We start from the raw sequence: 25,972 nt of genomic DNA, 5'->3' as shown, positions 1-25,972 counted from the left end.
TCGGGGTCGCAGCCGCCGGGGCCCCGAGGGGGGACGCGGGGGCGCCCCCGGGGGGGGCCCGCACGGCGGGCCCGGCCGACGGCCCGGCAACCGACCCGAGGGCGCTGCCCGCCACCCACTGCTCCCACGGCACGTTCCAGCCGTTGAGGCCGTTCTGCGGCGGCACGAAGTCCCCCGCGGAGGCCTTCACCTCCAGCACGTCCCCCGGGATGGTGTGCTCGAACAGCCAGCCCGCCGGGGAGTCCTTGCTCGCACCGCCCTTGGCGTCGGCCAGGCCGATGCAGCCGTGGCTGGTGTTGGCCGCGCCGAACACCCCGGGGTCCGCCCAGTAGTTGCCGTGCACGAAGGTGCCGGAGTTGGTCAGCCGCATCGCGTGCGGCACGTCCTTGATGTCGTACTCGTCGCCCATCCCGACGGTCTGCGAGTTCATCCGGGTCACCTTGTACTTCTCCGACACCACCATGACGCCCCGGTAGGTGGAGTGGTCACGGCTGCCGCCGGACACCTTGAGCACCCGCACCACCTTGCCGCCCTGCCCGGCCCGGACGGTCAGGGTGTGCGCGTCCAGGTCGACGGTGGAGACCTGGGCCCGGCCGACGGTGAAGTGCAGGTCCTTGGTCTGGGTGCCGAACTCGCCCGGCGCGCCCTGCACGTCCTTCAGCCGCAGCGCCACCGTCACCTTGGTGCCGGCCGCCCAGTACTGCTGCGGGCGGACGTCCAGCCGCTGGTTGCCGAACCAGTGCGCGGCCACCGGGACGGGCGGGTCGGCGCTCACCTGGACGGCCTTCTCCACCGCCGCCCGGTCGGTGATCGGCCGGCTGAAGCGCAGCGACACCGGCATGCCGACGCCGACGGTGGAGCCGTCCTCCGGGGTGAAGAAGGCGACGAAGGTGTGCGCCCGGGCCATCGTGGAGAACGCCGAGTGCTGGGCCGCCCGTTGGCCCTGGTCATCCTCGGCGACGGCGTCCAGGGTGTACGCGGTGCCCAGCGGCAGCGGGCCGTCGGGTGTCCAGGCGGCGCCGTCCGGGGCGATCGTGCCGGGAACCTCGGTGCCCTTGGCGTCGGCCAGCCGGACGGTGACCAGCCGGCCCTGCGCCGCCGTCACCCGGACCGGGCCCTCCGGCAGCACGTCCTGGGCGCCGTCGGCGGGCAGCGCCGTGACGACCGCCCGGGACGGCGGCGGGGGCGGGGTGTGCGCCCCGGGCCCGGCGGCGTCCTGCGCGGGGGCCGCCGGGGGACCGCCGCACCCCGTCAGGACGGCGAGGCCCCAGGCCACCGCCGCCGCCCGCCGCGCCCACACCCGTCCTCGGCTCCGCATTCCGGGGCCTCCCACTGTCCACGTCCGGTACCGGGAAGATCCGGTACCGGGAGCCTCCGCCACCGGGGACGCCCGACGCCGGGAACTCCCGATGCCAGGAACGTCCGGTAGCGGGAACGCCCGATACCGGGAACAACGAGGGCAATCGCGGCGGGGACACGCGCAGCCGCGCGAAATCCCCCCATCCATCGGCCGCCATCCGCCGGTAAGCCCCCGTTCAGCCGCTTCCGATCTGCGCAATCCGGGAAAGAGGAAGTGAACGGGGTCCGGGACACCCCGTCCAGGGAGGGTGCGGCCATGGCGTCAGGGCAGGAGCTGGAAGCCGGAGTGCGGCCGCCCGGCGGGGACACCGCCGAGCCACCGTGGCCCGGCAGCTGGCAGCCGCTCGGCGCCCGCTTCCGGACCGACCAACAGGGCCGCCAGGGCACCAACTTCGCGCTCTGGGCGGCCGGCGCCGAGGCGGTCGACCTCTGCCTGTTCGACGAGGACGGCCGGGAGGGCCGGCACCGCCTCACCGAGCAGGACTTCCAGACCTGGCACGGCTTCCTGCCCGGCGTCCGCCCCGGCACCCGGTACGGCTTCCGCGTGCACGGCCGGTGGGATCCGTGGACCGGCGCCCGCTGGAACCCGGCGAAGCTGCTGCTCGACCCGTACGCCCGTGCCGTGGACGGCTGTTACACCAGCCACGACGCGGTCTGCGCGGCCGTCCGCAACTGGCCGGAGGCGGACGTCGCCGACACCGTCCGGGACAACCGCGACTCGGCCCGCTACGTGCCCAGATCCGTGGTCGTCCACGATGACGACGACTGGTACGACGACCACCGCCCGAAGACCCCGTGGGCCGAGACGGTGCTCTACGAACTGCACGTGCGCGGCTTCACCATGCGCCACCCCGACATCCCGCCGGAGCTCCGCGGCACCTACGCGGGCCTGGCCCACCCGGCCGCCGTCGCCCACCTGACCCGCCTCGGCGTGACCGCCGTCGAGCTGCTGCCGGTGCACCAGTACGCCAGCGAGGACCACCTCCAGTCGCGCGGCCTGGTCAACTACTGGGGCTACAACACGATCGGCTACTTCGCCCCGCACGCCGGCTACTCGGCGGCCGGCTCGCGCGGCGGCCAGGTCGGCGAGTTCAAGCGGATGGTCCGCGCCCTGCACGCCGCCGGGATCGAGGTGATCCTCGACGTGGTGTTCAACCACACCGCGGAGGGCGCCGAACTCGGCCCGATGCTCTCGCTGCGCGGCATCGACAACACCGCCTACTACCGCCCGGCCCCGCACCGCCCGCGCGGCTACGCCGACTTCACCGGCTGCGGCAACACCCTGGACACCCGCCGCCCGCAGGTGGTCCGGCTGGTCACCGACTCGCTGCGGTACTGGGTCACCGAGATGGGCGTGGACGGCTTCCGCTTCGACCTCGCCGCCGCCCTCGCCCGCGGCACCGACGGGGTGGACATGGACCACCCCTTCCTCGCCGCCGTCTCCCAGGATCCGCTGCTCAGCCGGGTGAAGCTGATCGCCGAGCCCTGGGACGTCGGCCCGGGCGGCTACCAGGTCGGCGGCTTCCCGCCGCTGTGGGCCGAGTGGAACGACAAGTACCGGGACACCGTGCGGGACTTCTGGCGCGGCGCCCGCCCGGACGTGCGCGAGCTGGGCTACCGGCTGTCCGGCTCCTCCGACCTCTACCAGCGCGGCGGCCGCCGCCCGTACGCCTCCGTCAACTACGTGACCGCGCACGACGGTTTCACGCTGCGCGACCTGGTCAGCTACGACCGCAAGCACAACGAGGCCAACGGCGAGGCCAACCGGGACGGCACCGACGACAACCGGTCCTGGAACCACGGCGTCGAGGGCGAGACCACCGACCCGGAGGTGAACGCCCTGCGGCTGCGCCAACTGCGCAACCTGCTGGCCACACTGCTGCTCTCCACCGGCGTCCCGATGCTCACCGCCGGGGACGAGCTGGGCCGCACCCAGGGCGGCAACAACAACGCCTACTGCCAGGACAACGAACTCGGCTGGCTGGACTGGTCGCTCCTGGCGGATCCCCGCTGGCGCGGGCTGTGCGAGCTGACCGCCCGGCTGATCCGGCTGCGCCGGGCCCACCCGGTGCTGCGGCAGCGGGCGTTCTTCTCCGGCCGGGCCGCCGCCCCGGGCGGCCAGCCGGACCTCGCCTGGTTCACGCCGCTGGGCAAGGAGATGACCGAGGCCGACTGGTTCGCCCCGACCGCCTGCCTGGGCATGCTGCTGTCCGGCACCGCGATGTCCGAACGGGACGAGGCCGGGCGGCCGACGCTGGACGACAGCTTCCTGCTGCTGCTCAACGCCGGCCACGAACCGGTGCTGTTCGCCCTCCCCGGCGAGCCCTGGGCCGCGCCGGAGGAGGCGTACGAGACGGTGGTCGACACCGCCGTCGAGGGCGGCGGCGAGCCCTGTCCGCAGGGCGCGACGCTGCTGGCCGGGCGCTCGCTGCGGCTGCTGCGCGCGCCCGCCGCCACGACCTGAGCGGTGTCGGCCGCACGTGCGGCGCACTCCGGCCCCTGCGGCCGGCCCCACGCGCCCCGCTTTTCACCCGCGCCCCACCCGTACAGGTGGCCGGTTCTCGCCGAAGCGTTCTGTCAGGGGTGAAAAACCTGATGAGAAATGACGCGACCTCGTCCTACCCTCACGACGATGGCCGAGAACCGACAAGACGACGACACCGCGACCGGGCACCGCTCCACGGTCCGCTCCCTCCTGCGCCTGTGGCCCTACGCCCGAGCCGTCCGCCGCCGGTTGGCCACCTCGGTGGCCGCCGCCCTGGTCGCCATGCTGAGCGTCCTCGGCGTCCCGCTGGTCCTCGGCCGGATCGTCGACGGCCCGCTCGCCGAACACGACCTGAGCGGGCTCTGGCCGCTGATCGGCCTGCTGCTGGTCCTCGGACTGGTCGAGGCCTCGCTGTTCTACACCCGCCGGGTGGTCCTGGCCCGCCCGCTGGCCGGGCTGGAGACGGCCATGCGCGGCGACCTCTTCGCCAAGCTCCAGCGGCTGCCGATCTCCTTCCACGAGCGCTGGGGATCCGGCCAGCTGCTCTCCCGGGCCACCGCCGACATGTACACCATGCGGCTGTTTCTGGCCTTCCCGCTGGTCTTCCTGATCGTCAACTCGGTGATGTTCCTCGCCGGCACGGCGGTGATGTTCACCCAGGACTGGCGGCTCGCCCTGATCATCCTGCTGCCCGCCGTCCCGCTGTTCGTACTCACCCGGCGGTTCGAGGCGGGCTACTCCGGCGCCTCCCGCCGCGCCCAGGACCAGAACGGCGACCTCGCCACCGTCATCGAGGAGTCCGTCCTCGGCATCCGCATCCTCAAGGCCTTCGGCCGCCACCGCTCGATGGCCGAGCGCTTCCGCGCCCAGGCCCACGACCTGCGCCGCACCGAACTGCGCAAGGCCGGGCTGCTCGCCAACCTCTGGGCGGTCATCGTCGGCCTGCCCGAGATCGCCCTCGGCTGCGCCCTCGCCGCCGGCGCCTACCTGGTCGCCCACGACGAGCTGAGCGCCGGCACCCTGGTCGCCTTCCTCTCCACCGCGCTGGCGCTGCGCTGGCCGGTCGAGTCCCTGGGCTGGCTGCTCGCCTACGCCAACGAGGCCGCCACCGCCGCCGACCGCTTCTTCGAGGTGCTGGACGAGCCCGAGACCGCCGACCCGGGCACCGCCGACGGCCTGGGCGCCACCCCCGACGGCATCCGCTTCACCGGCGTCCGCTTCCGCTACCCCGACGCCCCCGACGACACCCCCGACCTGCTGGCCGGCATCGACCTGCACATCCGCAGCGGCGAGACGATGGCCCTGGTCGGCGCCACCGGCAGCGGCAAGACCACGCTCACCGCACTGCTCCCCCGCCTGTACGAGGCCACGGCCGGCACCATCACCCTGGACGGCCGGGACATCCGCGACCTCCCCCGGGAACGGCTGCGCGAGCTGGTCGCGGTCGCCTTCGAGGAGCCCACCCTGTTCTCCGCCACCGTCCGGGAGAACGTCCTGATGGGCGCCCCGGGCGCGGACGACCGGCAGCTGCGCGCCGCCCTGGCCACCGCCCAGGCCTCCTTCGTGGAGAAGCTCCCGGACGGCGTGGACACCGAGGTCGGCGAACAGGGCCTGAGCCTGTCCGGCGGCCAGCGCCAGCGTCTCGCCCTGGCCCGTGCGGTGGTCGGCGACCCGGCCTTCCTGGTGCTGGACGACCCGCTCTCCGCCCTCGACGTGCACACCGAGGCCCTGGTCGAACGGGCGCTGCGCCAGGTCCTCGGCGCCACCACCGCCCTGGTGGTCGCCCACCGCCCGAGCACCGTGCTGCTCGCCGACCGGGTCGCGGTGCTCTCCGACGGCCGGATCGAGGCCGTCGGCACCCACCAGGACCTGCTGCGCGACTGCGCGCACTACCGCGAACTGATGTCGGGCGAGTCCGCCCCGATGCCCGAGGCCGCACTGGTCTCCGAGGGGGGCACCACCCGATGACCACCACCATCTCGCCACGGGAGACCGCCGAGCCGGTCGAGGAACAGCTGCCGCCGCCCCCGGCCGACGAGGAGGACATCCCCGTCCCGCCCGGCGCGCCCCGGGCGCTGCTGCGCTCGCTGCTCGGCCCGCACCGGGCCCGGATCGGCGTCGCGATGCTGGTGATTCTCATCCAGCAGGCGGCCCTGCAGTCCGGCCCGCTGCTGGTCGCCATCGCGATGGACCGCGGCATCCCGGCACTGCGCGAGAGCGACAGCGGCCCGCTGATCGCGGTGGTCTGCGCCTACCTGGGCTGTGCGCTGCTCAGCCTGCTGCTGCAGTGGGCGTTCATCAAGATCAGCGCCCGGGTCAACCAGGACATCCTGCTGGAGCTGCGCGGCCGGATCTTCCGGCACGCCCAGCGGCTGAGCCTGGACTTCCACGAGCGCTACACCTCGGGCCGGATCATCTCCCGCGCCACCAGCGACGTGGACGCGCTGCGCGAGCTGCTCTCCGAGGGCCTCCAGGAGCTGCTGACCGTCCTCCTGTCGGTCTGCTACATCTCGGTGCTGCTGCTGGTGCTGGACTGGCGGCTCGGCCTGGTCTCGCTGGCGTCGATCCTGCCGCTGGCGCTGATCGCCCGCTCCTTCCGCAGCCGCTCGCGCCGGGTCTACCGCCGCTCCCGCACCTCGGCCGCCTCGCTGATCGTCCGTTTCACCGAGACCATGAACGGCATCCGCCCGGTGCAGGCCTTCCGCCGCGAGAAGGCCAACGACGAGGCCTTCGGCCTGGTCAACCGGCAGTCCGCCACCGCGACGGCGGACGGCCTGCTGGAGATCGCCCGCTACGTCGGCCTCTCCCGCGTCACCGCCAACCTGTGGACCACCGGCGTGGTGCTGCTCGGCGCCTACCTGGTCGCCGACGGCACGGTCGAACTGGGCGTGCTCACCGCCTTCGTGCTCTACCTGCGCCGGCTCTACGACCCGATCGACCAGCTGGCGATGTTCCTGAACAGCTACCAGTCGGCCGCCGCCGCGCTGGAGAAGATCGCCGGCCTGCTCGCCCACGAGCCGACCGTCGCCGAACCCGCCGCGCCCGCCGAACTGCCGCAGGCCGTCGGCAAGGGGCGCGAGGTCCGCTTCGAGGAGACCCGTTTCGCCTACCGCACCGGCAAGCAGGTGCTGCCGCCGTTCGACCTGGTGATCCCGGCCGGGCAGACGGTGGCGGTGGTCGGCGCGACCGGCGCCGGCAAGTCGACGGTCGCCAAGCTGCTGGCCCGCTTCTACGACCCGACCGACGGCCGGATCCGGCTGGACGGCGTGGACCTGCGCGACCTCGCCACCCCCGAGCTGCGGCGCGGCGTGGTGATGGTGACCCAGGAGTCCTTCCTGTTCTCCGGCACCGTCGCCGAGAACATCGCGATCGGCCGCCCCGGCGCCGGCCGCGAGGAGGTCGAGCAGGCCGCCCGGGACATCGGCGCGTACGAGTTCATCGCCGCGCTCCCGGACGGCTTCGACACCGACGTGCGCAAGCGCGGCGGCCGGATCTCCGCCGGGCAGCGCCAGCTGGTCGCCTTCGCCCGCGCCCTGCTCGCCGACCCGGCGGTGCTGATCCTCGACGAGGCGACCAGCTCGCTGGACGTCCCCGGCGAGCAGGCCGTCCAGCGGGCCATGCGCACGGTGCTGGCCGGCCGGACGGCGGTGATCATCGCGCACCGGCTCTCCACCGTGGAGATCGCCGACCGCGTCCTGGTGATGGACCAGGGCCGGATCGTCGAGGACGGCTCCCCGCAGGAGCTGATCGACGGATCCGGCCGCTTCGCCGCCCTCCACCAGGCCTGGCGGGACAGCCTGGTCTAGGTCCTCCTAGGTCCGGCGCTCCCCGCGGCGGGGCCTCACCGCAGCACCCCCGCGTCCATCCCCGACGACTCGGCGGGCAGGGCCACCAGCCCCAGCTCCGCCGGGGAGGCCAGCCGCGGGTGGGCCGGCAGCACCCGGACGGTGTAGCCGAACGGGCCGGTCCGGCCCAGCTCCAGCGAGCCCTCGTAGCGGGTCCGGCCGTCCAGGTCGGACCCGCCGACCGGCTTGAGGGCGAGCACGCAGCCGTCCGAGATGCCGTCCGTCTCGTCCACCCGGCCGGACACCGCCTGCACCTCGACGTCGCCCGGCTCCAGCGCCCCGAGCGCGACCTGCACCCGCAGCGCCAGCGAGCTGCCCAGTTCCTGCGCCTCGTCCGGACAGTCCGCCTCGACGTGCTCGACCCGGACGGCCGGCCAGGCCTCCCGGACCTTCGCCTTCCAGGCCGCCAGCTCCAGGGCGCCGTGGTGCTCCGCCGCCGACAGCTCCCGCTGGGCCAGCGCCGCCGGGGTGTACAGCCGTTCGACGTACTCGCGGACCATCCGCCCGGCCAGCACCTTGGGGCCGAGGGTGACGAGGGTGTGCCGGACCATGGCGATCCAGCGGTGCGGCAGCCCGTCCGTGCCCCGGTCGTAGAACCGGCCGGCGACCTGGTCCTCGATCAGGTCGTACAGCGCGGCGGCCTCGATGTCGTCACGGCGCTCGGCCTCGCTGCTCTCCGGGTCGAGCACGCCGCCGGTCTCGTCGGCGGTGGGGATCGCCCAGCCGTTCTGGCCGTCGTACCACTCGTCCCACCAGCCGTCCAGGACGGACAGGTTGAGGCAGCCGTTGAGCGCGGCCTTCATCCCGGAGGTGCCGCAGGCCTCCAGCGGGCGCAGCGGGTTGTTCAGCCAGACGTCGCAGCCCGGGTAGAGGTGCCGGGCCATCGCCATGTCGTAGTCCGGCAGGAAGACGATCCGGTGCCGGACGGCCGGGTCGTCGGCGAAGGCGACCATCTGCTGGATCAGCCGCTTGCCGCCGTCGTCGGCCGGGTGGGCCTTGCCGGCGACCACGATCTGCACCGGCCGGACGGGGTGCAGCAGCAGGGCGCGCAGCCGGTCCGGGTCGCGCAGCATCAGGGTGAGCCGCTTGTACGAGGGCACCCGGCGGGCGAAGCCGATGGTGAGCACGTCGGGGTCGAGCACCGAGGAGACCCAGCCGAGTTCGGCCTCGCCGGCGCCGCGCTGGCGCCAGGAGTCGCGCAGCCGGCGGCGGGCCTCGTCGACCAGCTGGGCGCGCAGGCTGCGGCGCAGGTCCCAGATCTCGGTGTTGCCGATCCGTTCCAGGCCGGTCCAGCGCTTGGCGTCGCCGGTGGTCATGGCGTCCTCGGCGCGGTCGGCGCCGATCTCGGCGGCGCCGAGCCGCACGACCGCCGGGTCGATCCAGGTGGCGGCGTGGACGCCGTTGGTGACGGAGGTGATCGGCACCTCGGTGGCGTCGAAGCCGGGCCAGAGGCCGTTGAACATGGAGCGGCTGACCTCGCCGTGCAGGGTGGAGACCCCGTTGGCACGCTGGGCGAGCCGCAGGCCCATGGCGGCCATGTTGAAGAGCTTCGGGTCCCCGCCGGGCCAGGTCTCGGCGCCGAGCGCGAGCACCGGTTCGACCGGGACGCCCGGCAGGGCGGCGTCGCCGCTGAAGTGGCGGGCGACCAGCTCGCGGTCGAAGCGGTCGATGCCGGCCGGGACGGGCGTGTGGGTGGTGAACAGGGTGCCGGCCCGGACGGACTCCAGGGCGGCGGCGAAGTCCAGGCCGACGCTGTCGGGGCCGGGTGAGCCGGTGGCGACCAGCTCGCGGATCCGTTCGACGCCGAGGAAGCCCGCGTGGCCCTCGTTGGTGTGGAACACCTCGGGGGCGGGGTGCCCGGTGAGCCGGCAGTAGGCGCGGACGGCGCGGACGCCGCCGATGCCGAGCAGCATCTCCTGGAGCAGCCGGTGCTCGCTGCCGCCGCCGTAGAGCCGGTCGGTGACGTCGCGCTCGGCGGGCGAGTTGGCCTCGATGTCGGAGTCGAGGAGCAGCAGCGGGACCCGTCCGACCTGGGCCTTCCAGATGTGCGCGGCCAGGGTACGGCCGCCGGGCAGGGCGAGGTCGACCCGGCCGGGGGTGCCGTCGTCCTCCCGGAGCAGGCTGACCGCGAGTTCGTCCGGGTCGAGCAGCGGGTAGCGCTCCTGCTGCCAGCCGTCCCGGTTGAGGGACTGCCGGAAGTAGCCGTGCCGGTAGAACAGGCCGACGCCGATGATCGGGACGCCGAGGTCGCTGGCGGCCTTGAGGTGGTCGCCGGCCAGGATGCCGAGCCCGCCGGAGTACTGCGGCAGCGCGGCGGCGATGCCGTACTCGGGGGAGAAGTAGGCGATGGCGGCGGGTGGCGGGGTGGTGCCGGCCTCCTGCTGGGCCTGGTACCAGCGCGGGCCGCTGAGGTACTCGCGCAGGTCGTCGGCGAGGTCGCCGAGTCTGCGCAGGAACCGCCGGTCGGCGGCGAGGGCGGCGAGCCGGGCGGCCGGGACCTCCCCGAGCAGCCGCACCGGGTCCTCGCCGGTCGCGGCCCAGACCTCCGGGTCCACGGACCGGAAGAGGTCCCTGGTCTCGGGGTGCCAGGACCAGCGCAGGTTGAGGGCCAGCTCGTGCAGCGGCTGGAGTTGTTCGGGCAGGACGGTGCGGACGGTGAATCTGCGGATTGCCTTCACGGCGTGAAGCGTAGCCGCGATGTCCGTCATGACAGTGCGTCAAGTGGGCTATTGGGCATCCGTTCGGCCTATTGATGAGATCGCATTCGGCGCATTGGTCTGCACGGGGGGCGCGCGCGGCGCACATTTCCGGGGTCCTGCGCTACCAATGCATGAACACTGCGGAACAGGTCCATTTCCGATGACTCATCCGCTCAGGACAAAGCCCGAAACTACTGTCGTACCGCTGCAAAAGTCTTGTCCCCGGTGCGAGGATGACTCAAGGTCGTTGATGCTGCGGGGAGTGCGGCGGCGGGTGGCGTCCGCCTTGAAGCAGCACGTCCGAATCCTTTTCGCGTTGATCGTTCCCCTTCTTCTTAGCCCATTCGGCGCTCACCTCGCACCGACGCGTGTCCTCGTACTCGGCCTGCTCGTTCACGGGTCGACCGGGTCGCCCAGGGGCGTGCCCCTGGAGGCGCGCGCCGGGACGCGCGCGGCTCCAGGGCTCCCGTCGAGGGCTCGGCGGGCGCCGGGCAGGTTGCCGGGGACGGCGGCGCGGGCAGGCTTCCGGTCGCACGTCCTCCCCACCCAGCAGTCCTCCCGGTACTCCCCTGGCCCATCCCCGGCCCGCGGGAGCTGCCGCCGATCTCGGGCAGGAGTTTGACATGCACGGCGACACGCGGGACCAGTCCACACCGGTGGCCGACAGCCACGACGCAGCGGTCGCGGAATCCGCCGGACGGATGGATTCTGACACTCGGACGGATCCGGCGATGCCGGCGCCGCGGGCCGCCGGGGCGGTCCGCACCGAGCCGGCCGAAGCGGCCCGACAACCCGGGGCCGAGGAGGGCCGGACCGCGGCACCGCGCAGGCGCACCACCACCACGCGCCGCGCCGCCGCCACCGCGAAGGCCACCGCCGACGCCGCCGGGACCGCCGGGACCACCGCCGAGGGCACCTCCGGCGCCGCGCCGCGCAAGGCCTCCGCCCGCAAGCCCGCCGCCCGCAAGACGACAGAGAGCGACACCGTGATCGGCCGCATCCCCGTCCTGGACGTCAGCCCCCTCGTCGACTCCGGCCGCCGCCCGGCCAAGGCCGTCGTCGGCGAGACCTTCCTGGTCACCGCGACCGTGTTCCGCGAGGGCCACGACGCCGTCAACGCCAACGTGGTGCTGCGCGACCCGCGCGGCCGCGGCGGCCCGTGGACGCCGATGCGCGAGCTGGCCGAGGGCACCGACCGTTGGGGCGCGCACGTCACCCCGACCGCGTCCGGCCGCTGGTCATACCTGGTCGAGGCGTGGAGCGACCCGGTCGCCACCTGGCGCCGGACCGCCGCCGTGAAGCTGCCGGCCGGGATCGACACCGCGCTGGTCCTGGAGGACGGCGCCCGGCTGCTGGAGCAGGCCGCGGTCGGCGTGCCGAAGAAGGAGGGCCGCGCGCACGTGCTGGCCGCCGCCGACGCGCTGCGCGACCCCGGCCTGCCGCCGCTGTCCCGGCTGGCCGCCGCGCTCGCCCCCGAGGTGCTGGACCTGCTGGCCCGGTACCCGCTGCGCGAACTGCTCAGCGCCTCCCGCCCGCTGCCGCTCCAGGTGGACCGCGAGCGCGCGCTGTACGGCTCCTGGTACGAGTTCTTCCCCCGCTCGGAGGGCGCGGTGGTGGATCCGGGCGGCGTCGAGCCGCCGCGTTCGGGCACCCTGCGCACCGCCGCCGAGCGGCTGCCGGCCGTCGCCGCGATGGGCTTCGACGTGGTCTACCTGCCGCCGGTGCACCCGATCGGGCGAGCCTTCCGCAAGGGGCCGGACAACGCCCTGACGGCCGGTCCGCACGACGTCGGCTCGCCCTGGGCGATCGGCTCCCCCGAGGGCGGCCACGACGCCGTCCACCCCGACCTCGGCACGATCGAGGACTTCGACCACTTCGTCGCCGAGGCCGAGGCCCTGCACCTGGAGGTGGCGCTGGACTTCGCCCTCCAGTGCTCCCCCGACCACCCGTGGGTGAACAAGCACCCGGAATGGTTCAGCCACCGCGGGGACGGCACCATCGCGTACGCCGAGAACCCGCCGAAGAAGTACCAGGACATCTATCCGATCAACTTCGACCAGGACATGGAAGGAATCGTCAAGGAAACCATCCGGATCCTCCGGTTCTGGATGTCCCACGGCGTTCGGATCTTCCGGGTCGACAACCCGCACACCAAACCGGTGGCGTTCTGGGAGAAGGTGCTCGCCGACATCGCCCGCACCGACCCGGACGTCGTCTTCCTGGCGGAGGCCTTCACCCGGCCCGCGATGATGCACACCCTGGGGAAGATCGGTTTCCACCAGTCGTACACGTACTTCACCTGGCGCACCACCAAGCCGGAACTCACCGAGTACCTCACCGAACTCACCGGTGACGCCGCCGCCTACATGCGGCCCAACTTCTTCGCCAACACCCCGGACATCCTGCACGACTACCTCCAGCACGGCGGCCGCGCCGCGTTCGCGATCCGCGCCGTGCTCGCCGCCACCCTCGCCCCCAGCTACGGCGTCTACGCCGGCTTCGAGCTGTACGAGGACGAGCCGGCCCACCCCGGCTCCGAGGAGTACCTGCACTCGGAGAAGTACGAGCTGCGCCCCCGCGACTGGACCCGCACCGACTCCCTCGCCCCGCTGCTCACCGTGCTGAACCGGCTGCGCCGGCGCCACCCGGCCCTCCAGCAGCTGCGCAACCTGCGCTTCCACCCCACGGACAACGACCAGGTGCTCGCCTACTCCAAGACCGCGACCACCCCCGAGGGCCTCACCGACCAGGTCGTCACCGTGGTCAACCTCGACCCGCACCACGTCCAGGAGGCCACCGTCACCCTCGACGGCGACGGCCCGTACGCGGTGCACGACGAGCTCACCGGCGCCGTCTACACCTGGGGCCGGCACAACTACGTCCGGCTCGATCCCTCAGCCGAGCCGGCTCACCTCCTCACGGTTCGGAGGAACCCAGCGTGACTGTGAACGAGCCCGTCCCCGACACCTTCCCGGAGACCTCGAAGAAGAACCTGGACCCGGAGTGGTTCAAGCGTGCGGTCTTCTACGAGGTGCTGGTGCGGTCCTTCCAGGACAGCAACGGCGACGGGGTCGGGGACCTGAAGGGGCTCACCACCAAACTCGACTACCTGCAGTGGCTCGGGGTCGACTGCCTCTGGCTCCCGCCGTTCTTCGCCTCGCCGCTGCGCGACGGCGGGTACGACGTGGCCGACTACAAGTCGGTGCTGCCGGAGTTCGGCGACCTCGCCGACTTCATGGAGTTCGTCGACGCCGCGCACGCCCGCGGCATGCGCGTGATCATCGACTTCGTCATGAACCACACCAGCGACCAGCACCCGTGGTTCCAGGCCTCCCGGACGGACCCGGACGGCCCGTACGGCGACTTCTACATGTGGGCCGACGACGACAAGCAGTACCCGGACGCCCGGATCATCTTCGTCGACACCGAGACCTCCAACTGGACCTACGACCCGGTCCGCAAGCAGTACTTCTGGCACCGGTTCTTCTCCCACCAGCCGGACCTCAACTACGACAACCCCCGCGTCCAGCAGGAGATGATCGCCGGACTGCGGTTCTGGCTCGACCTCGGCATCGACGGCTTCCGGCTGGACGCGGTGCCGTACCTGTTCGCCCGCGAGGGCACCAACTGCGAGAACCTGCCGGAGACCCACGAGTTCCTCCAGCGGGTCCGCAAGGAGATCGACGCCGACTACCCCGACACCGTGCTGCTGGCCGAGGCCAACCAGTGGCCCGAGGACGTCGTCGACTACTTCGGCGACTTCACCGCGGGCGGCGACGAGTGCCACATGGCCTTCCACTTCCCGGTGATGCCCCGGATCTTCATGGCCGTGCGGCGGGAGTCCCGCTACCCGGTGTCGGAGATCCTCAGCAAGACCCCGCAGATCCCCGGCGGCTGCCAGTGGGGCATCTTCCTGCGCAACCACGACGAGCTGACCCTGGAGATGGTCACCGACGAGGAGCGCGACTACATGTACGCGGAGTACGCCAAGGACCCCCGGATGCGCGCCAACGTGGGCATCCGCCGCCGGCTCGCCCCGCTGCTGGAGAACGACCGCAACCAGATCGAGCTGTTCACCGCCCTGCTGTTCTCGCTGCCCGGCTCGCCGGTCCTCTACTACGGGGACGAGATCGGCATGGGCGACAACATCTGGCTGGGCGACCGGGACGGCGTGCGCACGCCGATGCAGTGGACCCCGGACCGCAACGCGGGTTTCTCCTCCGCCGACCCGGGCAGGCTCAGTCTGCCGCCCATCATGGACCCGGTGTACGGCTACCAGGTGACCAACGTCGAGGCGCAGCAGAGCAGTTCGAGCTCGCTGCTGCACTGGACGCGTCGCATGATCGAGATCCGCAAGCTCAATCCGGCGTTCGGCCTCGGCACGTACACCGAACTGCCCTCCAGCAACCCCGCCGTGCTGGCCTTCGTGCGCGAACACGAGGGGGACCTGGTCATGTGCGTGAACAACTTCTCGCGGTTCGCGCAGCCGACCGAGCTGGACCTGCGGCAGTACGGCGGACGGTACCCGGTCGAGCTGATCGGCGGGGTGCGCTTCCCCTCCATCGGCGAGTGGCCCTACCTGCTCACGCTGGCCGGCCACGGCTTCTACTGGTTCCAGCTCCGGCAGCCACCGCGGCTGAGCGGGACCAGGCGCTCGAAGTAACGATCCGCCACACCCTGCCACACAGCACCACCAGACCCTCCGGGGGCGCGAGTTGAACCCCTGCGCCCCCGGAGTTCTCTGCACCGCCGCGTACGGAGAACAGCCCAACGGCCACCCACACGAAGGCGTGACACCTGAGCCCCGCTCGCGTGCCGCCGCCGCCGCGCCGCCGAAATCCGGAAGACTGACGGACCCGGCCAGACCCGTCGGGCAGTCCGCCCGCTTCCGGGGAAAGGGAGTCATGTCCGAAACCTCCCGTTCTCAAGCCCATGTGCAGCAGGATGCCCCCGCCGACCCCGCCGCACCGGCGGGCGCGCGGAGCACCGGGGCCCGGAGAGCCGCCCTGGGGGTCAGCGAACTCGTCCAGGCCGCGCTGCCGCTGATCGCCGAGTGGCTCCCCACCCAGCGGTGGTACGCCGGAAAGGGACGGCCCATCACCGGCCTCACCCCGATGGTCGGAACCCCGCTCCAGGTCGGCGACCCCGCCCTGCTGCACCTGCTGCTGCGGGTCGAGCACGCCACCACGGTCGGCGCCCCGCACGGCGACATCTACCAACTCCTGCTCGGCATCCGCTCGGACGGGCACGCGGACATCGAGCCCAGCGCCGTGCTCGGCCGGCTCAGCCAGGGCCCGTACGACGGCGCGGCGCTCTACGACGCCGTCCACGACCCCGAACTCACCGGGCGGCTGCTGGAACACCTCGCCACCGGCGACCGGTTCGGCTCGCTGTCCTTCCGCCGCACCCCCGGCTCCGGGCTCCCTGCCAACCTCCCCGGCCGCGCCTCCACCGCCGAGCAGTCCAACAGCTCGGTCATCTACGGCACCTCGTACATCCTCAAGCTGTTCCGCCGCATCCACCCCGGCACCAACCCCGACCTCGAACTCTCCCTCGCCCTCTCCCGGGCCGGCTCCACCCGGATCCCCCGGGTCGCCGCCTGGTTCGAGAGCCGGCTGGAACGCGCCGAACCCGCCACCCTCGGGCTGCTCCAGCGCTACCTGCCGGACGCCGAGGACGGCTGGGAGCTCGCCCTCGACCAGGTCGGCCGGCTCAAGGGCGACCCCTCCCCCGGCAACTTCGCCATCGAGGCCCACCGGCTCGGCCGGGCCACCGCCGAAGTCCACCGGGTCCTGGCCCGCTCGATGCCGGTCGCCCGGCTCGACCGCGCCCAGACCAGCCGGCTCGCCACCACCATGGCCGACCGGCTGGACAGCGCCGTCGCCGCCGTCCCCGGCCTGCTGCGCTACCGGGCCGCACTGCGCACCGCCTTCCAGCAACTCGCCGACGCCCACCCCGACGGCCTGCCCGTCCAGCGCATCCACGGCGACCTGCACCTCGGACAGGCCATGCGCACCCCGCACGGCTGGGTGCTGCTGGACTTCGAGGGCGAACCCGCCAAATCCGTCAACGAACGCCGCGAACCGCAGCCCGCGCTGCGCGACGTCGCCGCGATGCTCCGCTCCTTCGACTACGCGGCCGCCCACCTGCTGGCCGGCGGCCCGGTCGACCCGGAACTCGCCCACCTCGCCGCCGCCTGGGCCCAGCGCAACCGCACCGCCTTCTGCGCCGGCTACACCGCCGGCGGCGGCGCCGACCCGGCGGCCTCACCGGAGCTGATGCGGGCCCTGGAGATCGACAAGGCGGTGTACGAGGTCGTGTACGAGGCCCGGCACCGGCCGAGCTGGCTGCCGATCCCGCTCGCCGCGATCAACCGGCTCGCCCTCACCGTCTGACCGCCCCGGCCCCGCCCGCACCCCCCTGCCCCGCCCGCATCCCCTGCCCCACCCGCACCCCCGGTTCCGCCGCCCTGGAGTTAGCCCACCCCCCGTCGCAGGAGGACCCAGCCGTGACGCCGCTCGACCCGCCCGGCCGCACCACCCGCCCCGTCCCGGCCACCTTCCTGGCCGGCCCGGACTCGCCCCGGCCCGAGCCCGTCCCGGCCGAGGAGTCCGTGCCGGCCGGCAAACCCGTGCCGGCCTCGGAGTCCGCACCGGTCACGGCTCCGCCCACCGCCTCGCTGCGCCTGCCCGAGGCGCCGCTGCCGCCGTCCGAGGTGGACCGGCTGGTCGGCGGGCAGCACCACGACCCGCACGCCCTGCTCGGCGCGCACCCGGTGCACGGCGGCACCGCGATCCGGGTGCTGCGCCCGTTCGCCGAGCGGGTGGTCGTCGAGACCACCCAGGGCCCGGCCGAACTCACCCATCAGCAGGGCGGGTTGTTCACCGGGCTGGTGGCCGGCGCCGACACCGTGGACTACCGGCTGCTGGTGACCTACCCCGGCGGCGAGCCGCTGGCCCAGCACGACGGCTACCGCACCCCGCCCACCCTCGGCGAACTCGACCTGCACCTGATCTCCGAAGGCCGGCACGAGCAGCTGTGGCAGGCCCTCGGCTCGCACGTGCGCACCGTCGACGGCGTCGCCGGCACCGCCTTCGCGGTCTGGGCACCGAACGCCGTCGGCGTCCGGCTGATCGGCGACTTCAACCACTGGGACGGCACCGGGCACCCGATGCGCTCGCTCGGCTCGTCCGGCATCTGGGAGCTCTTCGTCCCGGGCCTCGCCGAGGGCGCCGCGTACAAGTACGAGATCCACACCCGGCAGGGCTGGGTGCTCGACAAGGCCGACCCGCTCGCCCGGGCCGCCCAGTGCCCGCCCGCCACCGCCTCGGTGGTCACCTCCTCCGACCACCGCTGGCAGGACGGCGAGTGGATGGCCCGCCGGGCCCGCGCCGCGCACCACCGGGCGCCGATGTCCGTCTACGAGCTGCACCTGGCCTCCTGGCGGCCCGACCTCACCAGCTACCGCGCCATCGCCGAGGAACTGCCGCGCTACCTCAAGGAGTTGAACTTCACCCACGTGGAGTTCATGCCGGTCATGGAGCACCCCTTCGGCGGCTCCTGGGGCTACCAGGTGTCCGGCTACTACGCCCCCACCGCCCGGCTCGGCAGCCCCGACGACTTCCGCCACCTGGTCGACACCCTGCACCGGCACGGCATCGGCGTGATCGTCGACTGGGTGCCCGCCCACTTCCCCAAGGACGCCTTCGCGCTCGCCCGCTTCGACGGCGAGCCGCTGTACGAGCCGGCCGACCCGCTGCGCGCCGAGCACCCCGACTGGGGAACCCTGGAGTTCGACTACGGCCGCACGGAGGTGCGCAACTTCCTCGTCGCCAACGCGGTCTACTGGTGCGAGGAGTTCCACATCGACGGCCTGCGGGTGGACGCCGTCGCCTCGATGCTCTACCTCGACTACTCCCGCGAGGGCGGCGCCTGGACGCCCAACCAGCACGGCGGCCGGGAGAACCCGGACGCGGCCGCGTTCCTGCAGGAGATGAACGCCACCGTCTACCGGCGCTGCCCCGGCGTGGTCACCATCGCCGAGGAGTCCACCGCCTGGGACGGCGTCACCCGCCCCACCGACGCCGGCGGCCTCGGCTTCGGGCTCAAGTGGAACATGGGCTGGATGCACGACTCGCTGGTCTACATGTCCAAGGAGCCGGTGCACCGCAAGTTCCACCACAACGAGATCACCTTCTCGATGGTGTACGCCTACTCGGAGAACTACGTCCTGCCGATCTCGCACGACGAGGTGGTGCACGGCAAGCAGGCGCTGGTCTCCAAGATGCCCGGCGACTGGTGGCAGCAGCGCGCCAACCACCGCGCCTACCTGGGCTTCATGTGGTCCCACCCGGGCAAGCAACTGCTCTTCATGGGACAGGAGTTCGCCCAGGGCGCGGAATGGGACCACGAACAGGGCCCGCAGTGGTGGGTGCTCGACGAGCAGTGGCCCGCCCACCAGGACCACCACGGCGTCCGCCGGCTGGTCCGCGACCTCAACCGGCACTACCTGGACACCCCCGCCCTATGGGAACGGGACACCACCCCGGACGGCTTCCGCTGGCTCGACGGCGGCGCCGCCGAGGACAACCTGCTCTCCTTCGCCCGGTACGCGGCCGACGGCTCGCCGCTGGTCGCGGTCTGCAACTTCTCCCCCGTCGTCCGGCACGGCCACCGGGTCGGCCTACCCGACCTGGACGGCCGCGACCAGCTGTGGGAGGAACTGCTCAACACCGACGCCGAGGCCTACGGCGGCGGCGGCATCGGCAACTCCCACCCGGTCAAGGCCGAACCGACCCCCTGGCACGACCAGCCCCGCTCCGCCGAACTGGTCCTCCCACCGCTCGCCACCCTCTGGCTCCGCCCGGCCCGCTGAGGGCCTGAGCACCTGAGTGTCTGAGGGCCTGCCCGGCCGGGCAGGCCCTCAGCTCGGTGCCGACACCGGGAAGCCGAGGTCCTCCGCGGCCCTGCCCAGCTCGCGGTCGTAGGTGATGAACTCGGTCAGCTCCGTGCGGAACGGGTCCGCGCTGGCCAGGTGCAACGCGTCCAGCGAGCCGAGGCGCGGAGTGCGGTAGGAGAGCGCCCGGGCGAGCACCGCGCTGCTGAGGTCGACCTGGTGGCTGCCCCGGAGCGCCTGGTCCACGTAGTAGGGGACCTGCTGGTGGGCCAGGCCCGCGCGGAGCAGGGTGCGGGTGATCTCCAGCCGGGCCAGCGCGCTGGAGATCAGCTCGGTCCCGGCGGGCAGCGCCTGCCGCCACGCCCGCAGTGCGGCCGTCTCCGGCTCCGGCTTGATGAACTTCAGCAGCGCGCAGGAGTCGAGGTAGATCAACGGTTCCGCTCCCGTTCGCGGTCTTCCACCAGGAGGTCCGAGAGGCTGCCGATGTCCGGCAGCAGGTCGAGGGCCAGCTCGGGCATGCCCTCCTCGGCGGGCGGGGTGACCTCGCCGGCCGCGATCATGCGTTCGAGGGTCGTCGCCGGGGGCTCCTCCGGCACCAGCCTCAGCACGGGCCGCCCGCGGTCGGTGACGACGATCGTCGCGCCGGCCCGGACCCGCGCGACCGCCTTGGACGGGTTCTGGTTGAGCTCACGCAGTCCCATGGTCTCCATGCCTTCCAATGTAACTACATTATGTAGGTACATCAAGGGCGGGCCGCGGCGCAAACCCCGAGCCCAGGACGTTCAGCCCTTGCCCCCGCCGGGCCGCTCTGCTCGCGGACGCCCGTTCGTGGTGCGAAGGTATGGTCGATATGGCCATATTCCGAGACGACGGGACGGAGACACCCACGTGGCGCGCAGCGTGTACGTGACCGGTATCGACCGGGGGGACGGCCGGCAGGCGGTCGAACTCGGGGTCATGGAACTGCTCACCCGCCAGGTGGACCGGGTCGGGGTGTTCCGGCCGCTGGTGCACGCGCACGCGGGAGCACCTGCCGGCCGCCGGGCCGGGGGCGAGCCGGGCTCGGACCACGTGGTGGAACTGCTGCGCGGCCGGTACCGGATCGACCTGCCGAGTTCCGAGCTGTACGGGCTCAGCTACGAGGAGGCCGCCGCGCTGCAGGCCGCCCAGGGGCAGGACGAGCTGGTCTCCACCCTGGTCGACCGATTCCGCGCGCTGGAGCGGCGCTGCCAGGCGGTGCTGGTGCTCGGCACCGACTTCGCCGACACCAACATCCCGGACGAGCTGGCCTTCAACGCCCGGCTGGCCAACGAGTTCGGCGCCGCCGTGCTGCCGGTGGTCGGCGGGCACGCCGAGGACCCGGAGGCCGTCATCGCCGAGGTCCGCAACGCCCACCGGGCGTTCACCGACCTGGGCTGCGAGACCCTGGCGATGATCGCCAACCGGGTCACCCCGGGCGCCAAGCAGCGGATCCAGCGCAAGCTCACCGAGAAGCTGCCGATCCCCGCCTACGTCATCCCGGAGGAGCCGGCGCTGGCCGCGCCGACCGTCGCCCAGCTGGTCGAGACGACCGGCGCCGAGGTCCTGCTCGGGGACGCCGCCGGCCTGGCCCGGGACGTCCGCGGCTTCGTCTTCGGCGGCGCCATGCTGCCCACCTTCCTGGACGCCCTGACCGAGGGCGCCCTGGTCGTCACCCCCGGGGACCGCGCCGACCTGGTGATCGGCTCGCTGGCCGCGCACGCCGCCGGCGCCCCGCCGATCGCCGGCGTGCTGCTGACGCTCGGCCAGCACCCCGGCCCGAACGTGATGGCGCTGGCCGCCCGGCTCGCCCCCGGCACCCCGGTCGCGGTCGTCCCGGAGGGCAGCTGGCCGACCGCCGCGACCCTCACCCACCTGGAGGGCAAGCTCACCGCGGCCAGTCCGCGGAAGGCCGAGATCGCCCTCGGACTGTTCGAACTGCATGTCGACACGGCCGAGTTGACCAACCTGATCGAGGTCGGCCGGTCCGAACGCGTCACCCCGATGATGTTCGAGCACGCGCTGCTGGAGCGGGCCCGGGCAAGCCGGCGGCACGTCGTCCTGCCGGAGGGCACCGAGGAGCGGGTGCTGCGCGCGGCCGAGATCCTGCTGCGCCGCAACATCTGCGACCTCACCCTGCTCGGCGAGGCCGACGCGGTGCGCCGCAAGGCCGCGGGCCTCGGCATCGACCTCCCGCAGGAACAGCCGGGCGGCGACCGCGCCCAGGTCCGGATCGTCGACCCGACCACCAGCCCGCTGCGCCGCCAGTTCGCCGAGCTGTACGCCCGGCTGCGCGCCCACAAGGGGATGACCGTCGAGCTGGCGCTGGACGTGGTCACCGACGTCTCGTACTTCGGCACCCTGATGGTCCAGGAGGGCATCGCGGACGGCATGGTCTCCGGCGCGGTGCACTCCACCGCCGCGACCATCCGGCCCGCCTTCGAGGTGATCAAGACCTCGCCGGGCGCGGCCATCGTGTCGAGCGTCTTCTTCATGTGCCTGGCCGACAAGGTGCTGGTGTACGGCGACTGCGCGGTCAACCCCGACCCGGACGCCCAGCAGCTGGCCGACATCGCGATCCAGTCCGCCGCCACCGCCGCCCAGTTCGGGGTGGAGCCGCGGGTCGCGATGCTCTCGTACTCGACCGGCACCTCCGGCTCCGGCGCGGACGTCGACAAGGTCCGCAAGGCCACCGAGCTGGTCCGCGAGCTGCGGCCGGACATCCTGGTCGAGGGCCCGATCCAGTACGACGCGGCGGTGGACGCCCACGTCGCGGCCACCAAGCTGCCGGGCTCCGCGGTGGCGGGCCGGGCGACCGTGCTGATCTTCCCGGACCTCAACACCGGCAACAACACCTACAAGGCGGTCCAGCGCTCGGCGGGCGCGGTTGCGGTCGGCCCCGTCCTCCAAGGCCTGCGCAAGCCCGTCAACGACCTCTCGCGCGGCGCGCTGGTCCAGGACATCGTCAACACCGTCGCGATCACCGCCATCCAGGCCCAGGACGACAAGGAGTCGCAGGCATGAGCGAAGGAACGCGCGTTCTCGTGCTGAACGCCGGCTCCTCGTCGGTGAAGTACCAGCTGATCGACATGCTGGACGGTGCCCGGCTGGCCTCCGGCCTGGTGGAGCGGATCGGCGAGCCCGGCGGGCGGCTGGTGCACACCCCGCACGCGGGCGGGCCGCGCGAGCTGCCGCAGCTCTTCCCGGACCACTCCGCCGCCCTGAAGGCCGTCGCCGAGGAGCTGGCCGCCGACGGCCTCGGGCTGGACTCCCCCGAGCTGGCCGCGATCGGCCACCGGGTGGTGCACGGCGGCAAGCGGTTCACCGAGCCGACCGTGGTCACCGACGACGTGCTCAAGGAGATCCGCCGGCTGATCCCGGTCGCGCCGCTGCACAACCCGGCCAACATCACCGGCATCGAGGTGGCCCGCGCGCTGCGCCCGGACCTCCCCCAGGTGGCCGTCTTCGACACCGCCTTCCACGCCTCGATGCCGGAGTTCTCGGCCCGGTACGCGATCGACAAGGCCGTGGCCGACGAGCACCGGGTGCGCCGCTACGGCTTCCACGGCACCTCGCACCAGTACGTCTCGCGGGCCACCGCCCGGCTGCTCGGCAAGGACCCGGCCGAGGTGAACGTGATCGTGCTGCACCTGGGCAACGGCGCCTCCGCCTCGGCGGTCGCCGGCGGTCGCTGCCTGGACACCTCGATGGGCCTGACCCCGCTGGAGGGCCTGGTCATGGGCACCCGTTCGGGCGACATCGACGCCGGTGTGGTGTTCCACCTGCACCGGGTGGGCGGGCTGTCGATCGACGAGATCGACGACCTGCTCAACCGCCGCAGCGGTCTGCGCGGCCTGTGCGGCGACAACGACATGCGCGAGATCATGCGCCGGGCCGAGGCCGGGGACGCCGACGCGAAGCTCGCCTTCGACGCGTACATCCACCGGCTGCGCAAGTACATCGGCGGCTACTACGCCGTGCTCGGCCGGGTGGACGCGATCGCGTTCACCGCGGGCGTCGGGGAGAACGCGGCGCCGGTGCGCGCGGCGGCCACCGCCGGGCTGGACGAACTGGGCATCGCGGTCGACCCCGAGCTGAACTCGGTGCGCTCCGGCGAGGCCCGGATCATCTCGCCCGCGTACGCCCGGGTGGCGGTCGCCGTGGTGCCCACCGACGAGGAACTGGAGATCGCCCGACAGGCCTTCGCCCTGGTCCACCGGCCGTCCGGGGACTGACTGGACGCCGTCTCGCCCCTCGGGATCCTTCGTTGGCGATTCCTCACGATTCGTGCCGAATGCACCTATAACACGAACGGATAGACTGATCCATATGCGCCGAGCGAAAATTGTCTGCACCCTGGGTCCGGCGACGGACTCCTACGAACAGCTGAAGGCCATCGTCGAGGCGGGCATGAACGTCGCCCGACTGAACATGAGCCACGGCAACCACGCGGACCACGAGGAGCGGTACCGCAAGGTCCGCCAGGTCTCGGAGGACACCGGCAAGGCCATCGGCGTCCTGGCCGACCTCCAGGGTCCCAAGATCCGTCTGGCGACCTTCGCCAACGGCCCGGTGACCGTCGACAACGGCGACGAGTTCACCATCACCACCGAGGACGTCCCCGGTGACCAGCACATCTGCGGCACCACCTACAAGGGCCTGCCCGGCGACGTCAAGCCCGGCGACCCGATCCTGATCAACGACGGCGTCATCGCCCTGGAGGTCGTCAGCGTCGACGGCCCGCGGGTGAAGACCGTGGTGATCGAGGGCGGCGTGCTCTCGAACAACAAGGGCATCAACCTGCCCGGCGCGGCCGTGAACGTGCCCGCCCTGTCCGAGAAGGACAAGGACGACCTGCGCTTCTCGCTGCGCCTGGGCGTCGACATGGTCGCCCTGTCCTTCGTCCGCAACGCGGACGACGTCAAGGACGTCCACGAGGTCATGGACGAGGTCGGCATCCGCGTGCCGGTCATCGCCAAGATCGAGAAGCCGCAGGCCGTCGAGGCCATGGAGGAGATCGTCCTCGCCTTCGACGCCATCATGGTCGCCCGCGGCGACCTGGCCGTCGAGTACCCGCTGGAGCGGGTGCCGCTGGTCCAGAAGCAGCTGATCACGCTGGCCCGCCGCAACGCCAAGCCCGTCATCGTCGCCACCCAGATGATGGAGTCGATGATCCACGCCTCGCGCCCCACCCGCGCCGAGGTCTCCGACGTCGCCAACGCCATCCTGGACGGCACCGACGCGGTCATGCTGTCCGCCGAGTCGAGCGTCGGCAAGTACCCGATCGAGACCGTCCGCACCATGAGCCGGATCGCCGAGAGGGCCGAGGAGGAGCTGCTGTCCCAGGGCCTCCAGCCGCTCAACCCGGGCCGCAAGCCGCGCACCCAGGGCGGCTCGATCGCCCGCGCCGCGTGCGAGCTGGGCGACTTCCTGAACGGCCAGGCGCTGGTCGCGTTCACCAAGTCCGGTGACACCGCCCGCCGTCTGTCCCGCTACCGTTCACCGATCCCGGTGATCGCGTTCACCCCGGACGTCGCCACCCGCAACCAGCTCTCGCTGAGCTGGGGCGTCGAGGCGCACGTCACCGAGCAGGTCGGGTCCACCGACGCGATGGTCGCCCAGGTCGACCGCGAGCTGCTCAGCATGGGCCAGCTCGCCGAGGGCGCGACCGTCATCGTCACCGCCGGCTCGCCCCCCGGCATCCCCGGCAACACCAACATGGTCCAGGTGCACCACCTGGGCACCCGGGGCGAGTAACACCCCGTGGCACCGACGCCCGTGGGGCGGTCCTCCGGTGGAGGGCCGCCCCACGGGCGTTCTCGCGACGTCGCCGCCGCCGTGGCGCGGCTGCCGGTCGCCTACTCGTCGCCGTACGGCGCGTCTACTTGTCGCTGTACGGCGCGTCGTCGTTGAACAGGCGCATGCCGGGGATGGTCAGCGTGCCGCCGAACTGGCCGGCCTGCTTGGCGGTGACCCCGGTCAGCTCCAGGTCCAGCGGGATCGGGATCGAGCCGATCAGGTCGTACAGCCAGCGCGGCAGGGTGTCCGGGGTGAGCGTGATCTCGCCCAGGTCGATCGGGATCGGCAGGCCGAGCACCTTGGAGAGGTGGCCGGACAGCCGCTCCACGTACATCGTGACCGGGCCCTTGCGCATGGTCGAGGTCGAGCCGGGGGCGCCCTTCACGTGGAAGGTCTTGCCGTTGCCCTGCAACGTCGACATGTCGAGGTTGTCGATGTCGACGGTGTCCACCACGAACTTCAGCACCCGCTTGGTGCCGGTCGGGGTCCGCACGTCGTAGACGCCGTGGAAGGCCGCGCCGTGCAGCGCCAGCCGGCTGGTCGCCAGCGTCCAGTTCTGCTGCGGGACGACGTCCCCGGTGGCGGGCGCGCCGGCGGTCAGGCCGCTGGTGTCCACCGCGCAGTTGGGGTTGGCGCTCGGCGAGGACGACGGGGTGTCGGTGGCGGCCCCGGACGGGGTGGCGGGGGCCGTCCTCGGGCTCGCCTTGCCGCTCGGCTTCCCCGTCGTGCCGTCGGCCGGGCCACCGGCGGCGGGGGCCGTCGCGGCGGGCGAGGTCTGGTCGCCCGCCGGGGTCTGCTCGCCGCTGCCGGCGGCGGGCGGCGGGGTGCCGGGCTGCGCGTCGGCCGGGGCCCCGGTCGTCGGGGCCTGCGG

The 25,972-nt window shown here is 72.8% G+C and carries 14 protein-coding genes and 1 pseudogene; 10 read left to right on the top strand and 5 right to left on the bottom strand.

What is annotated here, in order from left to right; all coding sequences use genetic code 11:
• Nucleotides 1-1,318: Ig-like domain-containing protein (locus ACFV61_RS19025; protein WP_380492794.1), on the bottom strand; the 1,318-nt coding region annotated here is incomplete at its 3' end.
• A 297-nt stretch (nt 1,319-1,615) separates the two neighbouring features.
• Between ACFV61_RS19025 and glgX the strand changes: the two genes are divergently transcribed.
• From glgX to ACFV61_RS19010, 3 genes are all read left to right on the top strand, one after another.
• On the top strand, nt 1,616-3,823 hold the full coding sequence (glgX, locus tag ACFV61_RS19020; RefSeq protein WP_380492792.1) for a glycogen debranching protein GlgX: 2,208 nt from the start codon (nt 1,616-1,618) through the stop codon (nt 3,821-3,823).
• A gap of 168 nt (nt 3,824-3,991) precedes the next feature.
• Nucleotides 3,992-5,812, top strand: coding sequence for an ABC transporter ATP-binding protein (locus ACFV61_RS19015; RefSeq protein WP_380492790.1), 1,821 nt, complete (start codon nt 3,992-3,994; stop codon nt 5,810-5,812).
• Entirely contained in the window at nt 5,809-7,650 is a 1,842-nt protein-coding gene (locus tag ACFV61_RS19010; RefSeq protein ID WP_380492788.1) for an ABC transporter ATP-binding protein, read from the top strand. Before ACFV61_RS19015 ends, ACFV61_RS19010 begins: the two co-directional genes overlap by 4 nt.
• A gap of 35 nt (nt 7,651-7,685) precedes the next feature.
• Here ACFV61_RS19010 and glgP read toward each other — a convergent pair whose 3' ends face one another.
• Nucleotides 7,686-10,367: an alpha-glucan family phosphorylase gene (gene glgP / locus ACFV61_RS19005; RefSeq protein WP_380424268.1), complete on the bottom strand. Its 2,682-nt coding sequence runs from the start codon at nt 10,365-10,367 to the stop codon at nt 7,686-7,688.
• 1,007 nt (nt 10,368-11,374) lie between these two features.
• Between glgP and ACFV61_RS19000 the strand changes: the two genes are divergently transcribed.
• The 4 genes from ACFV61_RS19000 (at nt 11,375) to glgB (ending at nt 19,263) form a co-directional block, all read left to right on the top strand.
• Nucleotides 11,375-13,330 (top strand): alpha-1,4-glucan--maltose-1-phosphate maltosyltransferase, encoded by a 1,956-nt coding sequence (locus ACFV61_RS19000; protein ID WP_063351131.1) that lies wholly within the window; start codon nt 11,375-11,377, stop codon nt 13,328-13,330.
• The gene (gene treS / locus ACFV61_RS18995) at nt 13,327-15,051 is read left to right on the top strand and encodes a maltose alpha-D-glucosyltransferase (RefSeq protein ID WP_063347760.1); all 1,725 of its coding nucleotides are present in this window, start codon (nt 13,327-13,329) and stop codon (nt 15,049-15,051) included. The genes ACFV61_RS19000 and treS overlap by 4 nt, the downstream gene beginning before the upstream one ends.
• Before the next feature lie 241 nt (nt 15,052-15,292).
• Complete coding sequence (locus tag ACFV61_RS18990) at nt 15,293-16,783, top strand: phosphotransferase (protein WP_380336691.1); 1,491 nt, start codon at nt 15,293-15,295, stop codon at nt 16,781-16,783.
• Between the two features lie 113 nt (nt 16,784-16,896).
• Nucleotides 16,897-19,263: a 1,4-alpha-glucan branching enzyme gene (gene glgB / locus ACFV61_RS18985; protein ID WP_380492786.1), complete on the top strand. Its 2,367-nt coding sequence runs from the start codon at nt 16,897-16,899 to the stop codon at nt 19,261-19,263.
• 48 nt (nt 19,264-19,311) lie between these two features.
• Here the strand turns inward: glgB and ACFV61_RS18980 are convergent, their stop codons facing one another.
• The gene (locus ACFV61_RS18980; protein WP_380492784.1) at nt 19,312-19,716 is read right to left on the bottom strand and encodes a type II toxin-antitoxin system VapC family toxin; all 405 of its coding nucleotides are present in this window, start codon (nt 19,714-19,716) and stop codon (nt 19,312-19,314) included.
• On the bottom strand, nt 19,713-19,994 hold the full coding sequence (locus ACFV61_RS18975) for a type II toxin-antitoxin system Phd/YefM family antitoxin (RefSeq protein WP_063347763.1): 282 nt from the start codon (nt 19,992-19,994) through the stop codon (nt 19,713-19,715). Before ACFV61_RS18975 ends, ACFV61_RS18980 begins: the two co-directional genes overlap by 4 nt.
• Before the next feature lie 178 nt (nt 19,995-20,172).
• On the opposite strand from ACFV61_RS18975, the gene pta reads away from it, so the two are divergent.
• The 3 genes from pta (at nt 20,173) to pyk (ending at nt 25,059) form a co-directional block, all read left to right on the top strand.
• A complete protein-coding gene (gene pta, locus ACFV61_RS18970) occupies nt 20,173-22,326 on the top strand; it encodes a phosphate acetyltransferase (RefSeq protein WP_380492782.1) in 2,154 nt (717 codons plus the stop codon).
• Nucleotides 22,323-23,537, top strand: coding sequence for an acetate kinase (locus ACFV61_RS18965; protein WP_380492780.1), 1,215 nt, complete (start codon nt 22,323-22,325; stop codon nt 23,535-23,537). Before pta ends, ACFV61_RS18965 begins: the two co-directional genes overlap by 4 nt.
• A gap of 94 nt (nt 23,538-23,631) precedes the next feature.
• The gene (gene pyk / locus ACFV61_RS18960; protein WP_063347766.1) at nt 23,632-25,059 is read left to right on the top strand and encodes a pyruvate kinase; all 1,428 of its coding nucleotides are present in this window, start codon (nt 23,632-23,634) and stop codon (nt 25,057-25,059) included.
• 124 nt (nt 25,060-25,183) lie between these two features.
• On the opposite strand, the pseudogene ACFV61_RS18955 reads toward pyk, so the two are convergent.
• Nucleotides 25,184-25,972: pseudogene (locus ACFV61_RS18955) on the bottom strand (hypothetical protein); the annotation flags it as partial.

The organism is Kitasatospora sp. NPDC059817 (genome assembly GCF_042731835.1).
GTDB lineage: Bacteria > Actinomycetota > Actinomycetes > Streptomycetales > Streptomycetaceae > Kitasatospora.
This window is presented reverse-complemented; position numbering and strand designations above follow the sequence as displayed.